Source organism: Bdellovibrio sp. BCCA (assembly GCF_037996825.1).
In the GTDB taxonomy this organism is placed as follows: Bacteria; Bdellovibrionota; Bdellovibrionia; order Bdellovibrionales; family Bdellovibrionaceae; genus Bdellovibrio.
Window position 1 is genome coordinate 3,502,783 of sequence record NZ_JBBNAC010000001.1, and the last position, 12,091, is coordinate 3,514,873.

13 protein-coding genes and 1 other RNA gene are annotated in these 12,091 nt (G+C 43.7%); 10 read left to right on the plus strand and 4 right to left on the minus strand.

The features are described from left to right. The 7 genes from AAAA78_RS16940 to AAAA78_RS16970 all read left to right on the plus strand — a co-directional run bounded on the left by AAAA78_RS16940 (position 1) and on the right by AAAA78_RS16970 (position 5,087). Entirely contained in the window at positions 1–525 is a 525-nt protein-coding gene (locus AAAA78_RS16940) for a GNAT family N-acetyltransferase (RefSeq protein ID WP_340593299.1), read from the plus strand. Between the two features lie 42 nt (positions 526–567). Continuing rightward, on the plus strand, positions 568–1,368 hold the full coding sequence (locus AAAA78_RS16945; RefSeq protein WP_340593300.1) for an endonuclease/exonuclease/phosphatase family protein: 801 nt from the start codon (positions 568–570) through the stop codon (positions 1,366–1,368). Positions 1,369–1,512: 144 nt separating this feature from the next. Next, positions 1,513–2,043 carry a hypothetical protein gene (locus AAAA78_RS16950; protein ID WP_340593301.1) on the plus strand — a complete coding sequence of 177 codons (531 nt, stop codon included), beginning with the start codon at positions 1,513–1,515 and terminating at the stop codon, positions 2,041–2,043. A gap of 17 nt (positions 2,044–2,060) precedes the next feature. Continuing rightward, positions 2,061–2,891, plus strand: coding sequence for an ABC transporter ATP-binding protein (locus AAAA78_RS16955; protein ID WP_340593302.1), 831 nt, complete (start codon positions 2,061–2,063; stop codon positions 2,889–2,891). Next, entirely contained in the window at positions 2,842–3,660 is an 819-nt protein-coding gene (locus AAAA78_RS16960) for an ABC transporter permease (RefSeq protein WP_340593303.1), read from the plus strand. Before AAAA78_RS16955 ends, AAAA78_RS16960 begins: the two co-directional genes overlap by 50 nt. Before the next feature lie 2 nt (positions 3,661–3,662). After that, positions 3,663–4,457, plus strand: a complete 795-nt coding sequence (locus AAAA78_RS16965; RefSeq protein ID WP_340593304.1) for an ABC transporter permease — start codon at positions 3,663–3,665, stop codon at positions 4,455–4,457. Between the two features lie 15 nt (positions 4,458–4,472). Further along, entirely contained in the window at positions 4,473–5,087 is a 615-nt protein-coding gene (locus AAAA78_RS16970) for a glutathione S-transferase family protein (RefSeq protein ID WP_340593305.1), read from the plus strand. A gap of 50 nt (positions 5,088–5,137) precedes the next feature. Here the strand turns inward: AAAA78_RS16970 and AAAA78_RS16975 are convergent, their stop codons facing one another. Together AAAA78_RS16975 and rnpB are read right to left on the minus strand one after the other, a co-directional pair. Beyond that, the gene (locus AAAA78_RS16975; RefSeq protein WP_340593306.1) at positions 5,138–6,964 is read right to left on the minus strand and encodes a M3 family oligoendopeptidase; all 1,827 of its coding nucleotides are present in this window, start codon (positions 6,962–6,964) and stop codon (positions 5,138–5,140) included. A gap of 30 nt (positions 6,965–6,994) precedes the next feature. Further along, an RNA gene (rnpB, locus tag AAAA78_RS16980) (RNase P RNA component class A) lies at positions 6,995–7,379 on the minus strand. Positions 7,380–7,477: 98 nt separating this feature from the next. On the opposite strand from rnpB, the gene AAAA78_RS16985 reads away from it, so the two are divergent. Continuing rightward, positions 7,478–7,942: a fibronectin type III domain-containing protein gene (locus tag AAAA78_RS16985; RefSeq protein WP_340593307.1), complete on the plus strand. Its 465-nt coding sequence runs from the start codon at positions 7,478–7,480 to the stop codon at positions 7,940–7,942. Positions 7,943–8,027: 85 nt separating this feature from the next. Here the strand turns inward: AAAA78_RS16985 and AAAA78_RS16990 are convergent, their stop codons facing one another. Further along, positions 8,028–8,363: a four-helix bundle copper-binding protein gene (locus AAAA78_RS16990; RefSeq protein WP_340593308.1), complete on the minus strand. Its 336-nt coding sequence runs from the start codon at positions 8,361–8,363 to the stop codon at positions 8,028–8,030. Positions 8,364–8,663: 300 nt separating this feature from the next. Here AAAA78_RS16990 and AAAA78_RS16995 point away from each other — a divergent pair, with 300 nt between their 5' ends. After that, positions 8,664–10,250, plus strand: a complete 1,587-nt coding sequence (locus AAAA78_RS16995) for a PAS domain-containing hybrid sensor histidine kinase/response regulator (protein ID WP_340593309.1) — start codon at positions 8,664–8,666, stop codon at positions 10,248–10,250. Here AAAA78_RS16995 and AAAA78_RS17000 read toward each other — a convergent pair. Next, positions 10,225–11,055 (minus strand): Bd3614 family nucleic acid deaminase, encoded by an 831-nt coding sequence (locus AAAA78_RS17000; RefSeq protein WP_340593310.1) that lies wholly within the window; start codon positions 11,053–11,055, stop codon positions 10,225–10,227. The two genes, AAAA78_RS16995 and AAAA78_RS17000, sit on opposite strands and share 26 nt — an antisense overlap. Positions 11,056–11,101: 46 nt before the next feature. Between AAAA78_RS17000 and AAAA78_RS17005 the strand changes: the two genes are divergently transcribed. After that, positions 11,102–12,022: a class I SAM-dependent methyltransferase gene (locus tag AAAA78_RS17005; RefSeq protein WP_340593311.1), complete on the plus strand. Its 921-nt coding sequence runs from the start codon at positions 11,102–11,104 to the stop codon at positions 12,020–12,022. Positions 12,023–12,091: the final 69 nt, after the last annotated feature.

The following is a 12,091-nucleotide window of genomic DNA, read 5'->3' on the forward strand; positions in this document are numbered from 1 at the left end:
ATGCATATCGAATTTACTCAAGCTGATGAAAGTCATGTTGAAGATCTTGTGGAGCTTGTGAACTCGGCTTATCGCGGAGATTCTTCGAAAGAAGGGTGGACGACCGAAGCGGATCTTCTGGATGGTCAGCGCGCTGATGCAGAAGGAATTCGTGAGATCATCAACAAAGATGATTCTGTTATTTTGATTGCTGAGGACGATGATACTGGGGACTTGCTTGGCTGCGTTCACCTCGAGAAGCAGGGAGCGAAATGTTACCTGGGAATGTTAACCGTCGACCCTGCTTTGCAAAGTCAGGGAATTGGCAAGATGTTGTTAGCAGAGTCAGAAGCCCTTGCACAATTCTGGGATTGTACTACCATTTTTATGACGGTGATTTCAGTACGTACAGAGTTGATTGCTTGGTATGAAAAGCACGGCTTCCGCAACACAGGCGAAAAGAAACCTTTCCCTTACGGCGACGAACGTTTTGGAATCCCCAAAGTAAAAAACCTAGAATTCACAGTTCTAGAAAAGAAAATCTAAAAAGTGCCCGGTTTTGAATCAGGCACCTTTTGAGGGGGAAGCGTGATCAAGGGATTGATCTTGGCGGTTTTTGTTGGGTTCAGTGGGATTTACGCTCAGGCCAAAATTGAAATTCCGAATGATAAAGATGTTATGTATCACTTCGGGGCTTGTAAGTCGGAATTTTTGCCTTCTAATTTTCAACTCTTTATCTGGAATATCAAAAAAGCAGAAGCGAAAGCCGAATGGGCGCGCGATTTTGAATACTTCACCCCGAGGTCTGACATCGTTTTACTTCAAGAAGCGATGATGGACAATTTTGTTCCGGCCATCGCGCTGGGGCAAAAGGGTTTTTGCTGGGATTTTGCGACAAGCTTTATCGACAATGATCGAAATCCGACGGGAGTGATGACGGGTTCTCCGATCATTCCTCTTTCCATTCATTTTTTAAGAAGTCCCGGGCGTGAACCTGTTCTTAAAACTCCGAAAATGGTGATCGTGGCCGAGTATGCTTTGGCCAATTCGGCAGAGACTTTGTGGGTTGCGAACATTCACGGACTTAATTTTGTCTCTAACAAGTTGAACCGCGAACAAATCGAACAGGTTGCGGCTTTTTTAAAGAAACACAATGGCCCAGTGATTTTTGCGGGCGACTTTAACTCTTGGAACAACGAACGCTTGCAATACCTGGATGAGATTTTAGGAAGACTCGCGATGAAGAAGCTTGCATTTGCCAATGATGATCGCAAACTGAAGCTCGATCACATCTATGTACGCGGCCTTGAGGCGACTCGAACAGACCTGCATAAAAACATCAACAGCTCGGACCACAAACCGCTGACCGCCGAATTCCGTCTGAAATAAATTTCTGTTCGCACAGAGAGGCTTTCGGTTCTGTAAGGCCTCTCTAAGAACTCTTTTAAGATTCATTTTTCGTATAATAACTTCTTCTCTATGTATTAAAATTTTTCTCATTTTAAGCGCATAGTGACTTCATTGGAGGTCATTATGTCTTTAAAAATTGCTGTGCTAGCGCTTTTCGGGATTTCTGCGGCCTCTATTTCGTTTGCCGATCAAATGGGTCCTAACGGCGATAAATTCTACGAAGAAGCCGCTCACTACGAAAACGCCTGCAAAGAAGAGCCTTGCAAAGCTCCTTACACAGAACAAGTCGTTTACAATCAAAAAAACAAATTCAATAAACTTTCTGTTGAAACCAAAGAAGTCCTAAAAAAGATCGCTGTTGAGCAAGCGCAAGTTTGGGGCGACACGATTCTTGAGGGTGATTACCATGCAACTGGTCGCACTCGTTTGGATTCTGTTTTGGCTTTCTATAAAGGCAATGAGCTTGTTGGATATAAAATCCAGTATTCTGAAAAAGCTTGGTACACAGGCGACTGCGATTTCAATGGCTCTCGTGAATCTCTTAAGGGTTGCAAAGAAGGTCGCATCGTTGAAGGCAGTTACGTTTCTTCTGACGCGCAAACTTATTTTAGCGATGAAGAACGTTACGCTGAGTTCTCTTTTGTTGGGAATTAGTCTATAGTCGCCTGAATATGGCGATCGTAATCGAAACCAAAGATCTTACCCGCGTCTATCAGACATATCAAAAGCCCGAAGGTTTTTTAAATTCTCTTCGCGGCTTTATCAATCGCAAGCACGTTTCCCGCACCGCCGTTGATAAAACCACTTTGCAAATTGAATCCGGTCAAATCGTGGGTTTGGTTGGCGCCAATGGTGCTGGTAAAACAACGTTGCTGAAAATGCTTTCAGGGCTTGTGACACCGACAAGTGGTGAAGCTTTGGTTTTGGGCTATAGACCTTCTGAAAGAAAAAACGAATTCCTTCGCCAAATCAGTATCCTTTTAGGACAAAAGAATCAATTGTGGTGGGATATTTCCCCTGCGGATTCTTACGCTTTGCTGGCGCGTATTTACGATATTGAACCTAGCTATGCACGAAAACGTGTCGAGCATTTGGCAGAGATGCTTCAGTGTTCGCATGTCCTGCACACACAGCTTCGTCGTTTAAGCTTGGGTGAGCGTATGAAGATGGAAATCATCGGTGCTCTTTTACATGAACCGAAAGTTCTGTTTTTAGATGAACCGACGATCGGTCTGGATATCGTAGCTCAAGAAACCATCCGTGAATTTTTGGATGCTTACGTAAAAGAAAAAGGTCCTACGGTGATCCTGACAAGTCACTACATGGACGATATTGCCAAGCTTGCTGACAAGTTGCTTTTGATCAGCAAAGGACACATCGTCTATCAGGGAACCGTTCCTGAATTTGTTGTGAAATCAAATAGCGAACTTGCTGAAAACGAAGAGGTTGATTTTGAAGACGTCATTCGCCGTTTTTTGGAAACGGAATCTCGCGTTCGCTAAGCTCGCGATAGTTTCCAATTTAGAATACAGATTAAATTATTTTGTCGATGCGATTGTGCAGCCGACCCTCACAACAGGAATTGAAATTCTGTTGTGGGTGGCCGTTTTTGCTGGAGCCGCGACAAGTGAGATCGCCGGTTTTGGTCGCGAATATTATTTGTCCTATGCTCTTTGGGGCGCGTTCTTCGCGCGTATTTGCACAAGCTGGATGTATGAGTTCCGCATGATTCAAGAAATTGATTCAGGCAGCGTGAACAGTCTTCTTGTGCGTCCGATGAGTTTTTATGAATATTATTTTTCGCAATTGATGGGATATAAATTTATCACAACGATTGTGTCGATGATGATTCCCGTTATTGCTGTCAGTATCTTCGATCTTCCGACGAAGTATGCGAGACTCCCTTTGGCATTTGCGCTGGAGTTCTATTACCTGATTCTTGTGCATTCGATCAGCTTTATTATCGCTTCCTCAGCTTTTTATCTGAATAAAGTCTATGCGCTAACCGGAGCAAAGAATTTAGCGTTGTGGCTTTTCACCGGAGAACTTTTTCCTCTGGATTTAATGCCGGAACCGTTTAAATCCTTCGTGATTGCTTTGCCATTCAGTGCAGGGGTTTACGTTCCTGTAGGTTATCTCACAGGCCGACTTGAAATTGATTCCATTTGGCAGTCGTTCATTTCCATCACGGTAGCGATTGTCATCGTAAATGCGATCGGCGCCTACATGTGGCGCAAAGGTGTGAACGTTTACACAGGAACAGGAGCGTAAAGATGAAAACTTTAAAAAAGTATTTCTCTTTGTATCTCGCTCTTTTCCGCACAAGCTTTATTGCGGATCTTGAATACCGTGTGAATTTTCTTACGCGTATTGCGACCGATATATTTTGGTACCTTGCACAGATCATCACCTTTGAAGTGTTGTTCCGACATACTCCAAAGATCGGCGACTGGAATCTAGAGCAAATGCGTGTCTTCCTGGGAGTCATGTTTGTCGTAGACGGACTTTACATGATTATTCTTTCTGAAAATCTGGATCAGTTTTCAGAAAAAGTGCGCAAAGGGGATTTAGATCTGCTTCTTGCAAAGCCCGTGAACTCTCAATTTATTTTGAGTTTGCAAAAAGCTTCAACGGCGATGATCGGAAACCTGATGTTGGGCACGGCGTGGTTTATCTACAGCCTTGTACAACTGCCCGACTTTGAGTGGCTTCGTCTTTTGTGGCTCCTCGTTCTTATTCCGTGTGGACTCATTGCTCTCTACGCTATGCGCTTTGTAATGGCGTCAACGGCGGTGATCTTTGCACGTTCTGAAAATCTTCAATTTATTTGGTATCAGATTTACCGCTTAGGAATGCGACCTGATTCGATTTACGTGCCATGGTTTAAATGGTTCATCCTGACAGCATTGCCTGTGGGAGTGATTGCCAGCGTTCCTGCCCGCGCGCTTCTTGAACCGCCGAACTTTTTGCTTTTTGCCTGGGTGGTGGTGCTTTCAGGACTTTTAATTTATTTATCAAACAAGTTTTGGAAATTCGCTTTAAAGTTTTATTCGAGCGCAAGCTCTTAAAGAAAGGTTTTAGTTATGTTGAAAATTTATGGATCTCCGATGTCAAGTGCGGGTCGTTGCTACTGGATGCTGGAAGAGCTGGGGCTCAATTACGAAGTTATGCCTTTGGATATGAAGAACAAAGAGCATAAATCGGAAGCGTTCATGCAGTTAAATCCTAACGGCAAAGTTCCTGTTCTAGTTGATGGCGAATTCGTGATCTGGGAATCTATGGCAATCACAAATTACCTCGCAAAGAAACACAAAAGTCCTTTGGCCGCGCAAACTCCAGAAGAAGAAGGACACGTGATGCAATGGAGCTTCTGGGCTTTGGCAGAATTCCAAGTTCCGGCAGTCAATTGGCTTATTCAACAAGTGTTCGTTCCTGCTGAACACAGGAATCAACAAGTGATTGATGACGCTAAAAAAGCAATGCCTCGTTTACTGACGGTTCTTGAAAAGGGCCTTGAAGGAAAGAACTACCTTGTAAACAACAGATTCTCTTTAGCAGATTTGAACGTGGCTTCTGTTCTTAATATCGTAACAGCATTGGGTTACGATACATCCTCTTACGCAAACATTCAGCGTTGGGCGAAAGCTTACGCCGATCGCCCTGCTTTCCAAAAAGTAGCGGCTATGCGCAAACACTAAGTTTCCTTAAAGACCGTGGCCTTAGCGCCACGGTTTTCCATAAAACGGAATTAAGAAAGTGCGAGCTTTTCAAAATCGTTGATCTTCGTTTTGATCACGTCAATGGATTTCTGCCAGAACTCAGGACGGCGGATGTCTTCACCTAAATGCTTCTTCACTAAATCTTCCGCCTTCATTCGACCTGTATCGCGAAGAATGTCGATGTACTTTTTCATAAACTCGCCACCCAATTCTTTTCTGCGAGCATAGATACTCATGCTGAAAAGGTATCCGAATGTGTAAGGGAAGTTATAAAAACTTCTCCCCGCCATCGCAAAGTGCAGTTTGGTCGCCCAGAACATTTTGTCATTCGCAGACAATGTCGGACCATACCATTTCGTCCAAGCTTCATCCGTTAAACGAATCAATTCATCCGAGCTAAGGCTGCGTTTTTCACGCTGTTCATAGAAGTTCTTTTCAAATTCAAAACGCGCCGGAATATTGATGAGGAAACTTGTCGCTCCTTCAATCTCTCCCCAGGCAAATTCAATTTTTTCTTCTTTGCTAGAAGCTTCTTCAATTAGAACGTCATGCAAAACCGTTTCTGCAAAAATGCTCGCCGTTTCTGCCAATGTCATTGGATAGTGAGTTTGCGAACGAGGAAGATCTTTCATCACCCAAGAGTGAAACGCGTGACCTAACTCGTGCGCCAAAGTGGAGACATCACTGTTAGAACCCATGTAAGTCATAAACACGCGAGGTTCGCGACGCTTCGGAAATCCCGTGCAGTAGGCGCCATTGCGTTTGTTGGGAAGAACACGCCCTTCAATCCAACGCTTCTCCGCCATCATTTTAACGAATTCACCCATTTGCGGATCGATCGCGCTGAATGAATCTTGAATCAAAGTCAAAGCTTCATCATAACTGCGCTCTTTCTTTCCACCAGACACCGGGCTTTGTGCCAAAAGATCCCAAGGATCTAATTGTTTTTTACCCATAAGCTTTGCCATGATCTGCGGAGCTTTACGAGTTTCAGAAAGATTGTCGTAACAAGCCGCGAGCATAGCTTCTAAAGTTTCTTTTTCAATGCGGCTGCCATGAAGAGCCCCATCTAAGAAATGCACGGGCTTTGCGTAAGATCTTTTTTTATTCACTTCATGGCGCCAGCCCGAAAGAGAATTTAAAATCGCGGCAGCTGTTTCTTTGTGATCAGTCCAAGCATTTTGAATGCTCTGCCAAGCTACTTTGCGAGTTTCCTCATCCACATTGCGAATCAAAGCACTGGCTTGCGCAAGACCTACAGTTTCCGTGCGATCTTTGTATTTCAAATGACAGCGCATGGAACCGCTGAGTTTTGTGTAAAGATCTCCCCACGCACGCATTCCGGGATTTGAAACGGCTTCCAATAAAGTTTCTTCGCCATCGGATAACAACGTCATGCGAAGTTCGCGTTGATTCTTCCACAAGAATTCAGAAGGTTTTAGTTCAGGGTGCGCCAACACTTTCGCAAGAAAGCCATCGGAACAACGTGTGAGAAAATTTGAAACAGGAATAGAAACCTGCCAAAGGCGAGAGGTCAAACTCGTTAATTCTGATTCTTTCGCCTGGGCTCCTTGATCAGAGGAATCCACAGACAAAATCGAATGAACGTAAGTCATCATGTTATAGGCATTTGTCGTCGCCGTTTCTTTATCAAGAAGAAACTTTTGCAACCCTTCCACCAGCGAATCCGCAGGGTCCCGGCCCTCATCACTCGAAGCTTGCAAAGCAACCTTCATAGTGTCTGCCAATTTTTCAAGAGAGTTCACAAGTGTGACCACTCCCTCAAATTCTGCTTTGTATTCAGGTGAATTATAAGACGTGTACTCTGATTCGATATCCCAAGCCATTTTTTCCATAGGCTTTAGAGTACCACGCAAGGAAGGCGGGATCACGGTTTTGCTGTAAGCCGGATTCTGTCCTAATCACCAGGTCCCATAATTTGTCCCGATAATCTTGGATGATCATTCCTCTGGGAGTGCCATTACTGACACCCTCAAGCGATCTTACCCGAAAGCTACGGACTGGCCGTCCTACTAGTGCTTCCCTATTTGATCTTGCTCCGCGCAGAGTTTGACTGTTTTCACTCCAGCAGCTCCCCAGACCCTCCCGTTCCCGGTATCTGGCTCATAGCCCTGGACATTCTCTCTGTTTCACTGTTCCTAACGTTACCGTCGAGGGGCGTTACCCCTTGCGCTGCCATATGGAGTCCGGACTTTCCTCTCTAATATCAGGAAGTTAGAGCATTATTAGAGCGATCATCCGCAAAACCGAAGGGGATTTCTAACACCCCCCAGCAAATAGCGCAAGAAGGTTTTCTTCAATCCCATTTTATTTTACTTTCTACGTATCGTTTACAAAAGGAATTTATCATGAAGATCCTCGTATCTCTATTCGCGTTCGCTTTGACTCTTGCTTTGACTTCACCTTCTTTGGCTGAAGAAGGACACGGTGGCGGTGGCCACGAAAACTTACCTGAAAAAATGAACGCACTTTTTCCACAACCTGCTGAGAAACCAGAGAAACATGATGTTCCTGCAAAACCTGATTTGTCTGCTCCAGCGTATTTCTCTGAAGTGACTGGCGACAAAACAGCTTTGACATGGAAAGCAGTTGCAGGCGCCGATGAATATCACGTTCAAGTAGCTACTGATCCAAACTTCAAATGGCTTGTGGCAAACGAATATCACCACAAAACGACTTCTTTTGATGTGACGGGCTTGGAAGCTGGAAAACACTACTTCTGGCGAGTTGCTGCAGTGAAATCTAATAACTGGAATACATTCCGTAAGAGTTTTTTTGCGACGTCTATGTTCGCGACTCCTGCTGCGAAATAATTTCCGACTTAAAAAATCAAATTCGCATGAAGCCTCTGTGAGATTCAAAATCCCAGAGGCTTTTTTCTTTAGATTTTTCTCAAATTTAAATACGGGCCGCGCCGTTTGTACTTGTGCGTGCCGAAGAATTTCTTTTTCTTTCGATTTCTTCTTTAGGCACTCGCACCGTCATGCCTGACATTCCTCTGCAAGACTCAGCACAGCTGCGGCAGATATCCGCACATTGCTGAAAGACTTCATCGTACTCATACCGCTCGCACTCGATTGCGCAGGCATTGCAGAGCTCAAAAGTCAGCTCGCAGGATTGATTGTAAAACTCTGACTCTGCAATCAAAAGTCGCGCCGTCATCTGACAGGCATCAACGCAGAACTGAAGCAGTGAAAGATGTTTTCCCGAGAAGGCCGTTCCCTTTTCCTCCATACAATAGTGGAGAGTTTCAAGGCAACTTCGAGAACAAGTGAAACAAAGGTTAATACATTTCGTAATGTCACTGTCTTGTAGTGGATGAGTAGGCATAACTTCCTCCCTGAAATTAGCTTCTCTTTAAATATATGACGAAAAAATGGAATCATGAAAAAGATGTTCAAGTTTATCGAAGAAGATTGTTAAAGAACATTTAAGGTCGCTCCGACACCGGTGTTAGATGTGAAATTACAAAACTTTAATTTCCAGCAGCTTTTGTAATTTTATTAAAATTAAATAATCTGAAAGACTTGTCGTATGACTGAGTCGGTTTATGAAGCACTGTTAAACTCCAACGCCGTGATCGAGTTCGATATTCAAGGCAAAATTCTGTGGGCCAATCAGAATTTTTTGAATCTATTGGGGTATGAGCTTCACGAACTTGTAGGGCAACATCATTCGATTTTTTTACCGGAACTTTATCAGCATGAATTTGAATATCTGGAGATGTGGAATCAATTGATTGCAGGTCACACGCAAACCGGCGAGTTCAAAAGACTTTCAAAAGAAAAATCTATCGTATGGATTCAAGGTTCTTACACTCCCGTGCGCAATCTTCAGGGAGAAATCGTAAAGATCGTTAAGATGGCCATGGATGTGACAGAGAAAAAAAGTCTTTCTGAAAACCTTGAAAAGAAAAACAAAGAGCTCCTTTCCGTCGCGGCTAAAGCCAAAGCCGCGACCTACGCCAAATCCGTATTTTTGGCAAATATGAGTCACGAAATCCGCACGCCTCTAAATTCTATTATTGGTATCACGGACACGTTGGCGGAGACTCCCCTTGATGACCAACAAGCTTCTTTCGTTGAAATTCTTCAAAGAGCCAACAATCAGCTGATGACGATCATCAACGATATATTGGATCTTTCAAAAGTTGAGGCCGGAGAAATTGAATTAAAGCTTCTACCTTTTGAATTACAGAAACTTTTAGATGAACTGGTTGCTGTGCTTGGCTTTCGAGCAAAAGAAAAAGGATTGCAGCTTAACATACATGTTGAAGAAGATGTTGACGCTTTCTATGTGGGTGATCAGGACCGATTGCGCCAAGTTTTGATGAACTTGCTCAATAATGCCATTAAGTTCACCCAGAAAGGCGAAGTGTCTTTAAGGGTTGCGAAAAACCGTACGTCGCGACCGGGAAATATTCTTTTCTGTGTTGCCGACACAGGGATTGGAATTCCCCGCTCGAAGTTCAAAGATATTTTTCAACCTTTCACTCAAGCGGACTCTGCGACCACTCGCCGTTACGGTGGCACGGGGTTAGGACTTTCCATCACCAAGAACATTGTTCAATTGATGAACGGCCAAATCTGGCTTGAAAGCGACGAGGGCATTGGCAGTGTCTTCTATTTTACGGCAACCATGGCATCCACCACAGAACGCAAAACAACTATGCACAACCCCCTGCAAGGACGATATCAATTGAGCGACATCAAACACAATATTGCTAACAGCCGCCTGCGCATCCTGATCGTTGATGACGTTGACGACAATCGCAATCTTTTTGGAATTTACCTGCAAAACACAATTCATCATATAAGCTACGCCCACAGTGGAATCGAGGCTGTTGAATTAGCGGAGCGCCAACACTTCGATATTATTTTTATGGACGTGCAAATGCCGGGAATGGATGGCTATGAAGCCACAGGCCTTATTCGCGCTATTGAGCAAAAGGCCGAAAGAACGCCGGCACGAATTTTTGCCTGCACAGCCAACGCATTTTCTGAAGACGTCGAAAAGAGTTTGCAAGCAGGATGTGACATGCATCTGTCGAAACCCATCCGCAAAGACACTCTCATTAAAGCCATCAATTCATTTTTTAATTCGACGGAAGCTGTTTATTAATCTGATGGCGATCTAAAACCGTTTGCCGCGAAAGCCCTCCGGCTTCCTCGATAGCGTAATAGACCTTTAATGATTCCGGATGAGCGCTCCAGTGATAAATCATTCCTGCACACATCTTACAGGGTTTGTGGGTGGAGTATAAAGTCGCGCCTTCGGGGATTTTCTCTTGAGACTCTTTAAAAAGTCTCTGTAGCAGATTCACCTCGGCATGCAAAGTCTTATTCTTGGAGTTAGAGTTCACTCCATAACTTAAAACGGTGCCGTTAGGGCTCACTAAAAAAGCGGCGATATCCCGATCATAGTCATGCAAGACTTCGCCACGGGGAATTTTTTGTGCAAGTTTTTTTGCAAGCTGTAAATACTCTTGAGGATTCGTCGCAGAACCTTGAGAAATCCACTGACGTACTTCCTGCAGCGGGACTTGGTTTTCGACATTCAAGTGGCGCACCGTAATCAGGGCCGTTTCTTCTTCCCCTACATTTTGAAAGCGCAAATTCAAACTCAAACCGTGATCAAGAGGAAGAATATTTTCCGAAACACGTTTGGCGACAACTTTCACCATGCCTCGACACATTTCCGTTAACGGGCTTGTCGTGAAAATTCTTTGGCGCAAAATAAAAAAACTGTGATCGACGAACTCATCAAACAATCCTTGTAAAAGTTTGACCGTCGCTGAGGAAGGGGCACTGAGTGCTTTAGAAAAATAAGCATAGTAAAGAACACCGTCATGCTCGACAAACGCCACGTCTTTTCCCGGTTTATTTAATATAAAAGCTATATGCTCCGCTCTTTTTTCCGCCAACATGAAGGAATAAGTACCATAACCCCCATTTTTTGTCTAAATATCAACCATGGACATGATCAAGAATCGCCTGGAAAAGAATTTTAAAAAACTTAAGAGCTGGTCTGAGCGTCATCAGATTGAGGCCTTTCGTCTTTATGACCGTGACATTCCCGAATATCCGTTCATCGTCGATGTTTATAAAGATCACTACGTCGTTTACGACAAAAGTGATTTCATCAAAGATAAAGATAAAAATCACCTTCCTCATGTCACTGAAGCCCTCAAAGCTCTTTTCAAAACTTCGGAAGATTGTATTGTGATTAAAAAGCGTGAGCGCCAAGAAGGTCTTAAACAATACGAAAAACTGGATTCCAAGGAGCAAACTTTTTCCGTGCGGGAATCACAAGCTCTTCTAAAAGTTAACCTCTATGATTATCTTGATACGGGATTATTCTTAGATCACCGTCCGATGCGCCAAAAGGTTTTCAAAACAGCGAAAGACAAAAAGTTCTTAAATCTTTTTTGCTACACAGGATCTGTCAGTGTATTTGCTGCCTTAGCGGGGGCTCGCACGACAAGTGTCGATATGTCTCAGACCTATTTACGGTGGGCCCAAGACAACTTCGAACTGAATAACATTGATTTGGGTGATCACAGCTTTATCAACGCCAACGTCCTGGAGTGGTTGCGCGCCCATCGCGATCACGCTGCTTTTGATATGATCTTTTTAGATCCTCCCACTTTTTCTAACTCTAAAAAAATGGAAGACAGTTTTGAGGTCGAGCGTGATCAGGATTTTCTCGTCAATGCCTGTATGAGTATGCTAAAGCCCGACGGAGTTTTGTATTTTTCAAACAATAAACGAAAATTCAAATTGTCTGAGAACATACTTGCCAAATACACCGTCAAAGATCTGACGGACGAAAGCATTCCACAAGATTTTCACGACAAAAAAATACACTGCTGTTTTGAAATTAAAAATAAATAAGAGACTTATCTATACGGTAAGGTGAACTCACCTTCTACCTGCGCTTAGAATTGTTCCAAACATTCAAAG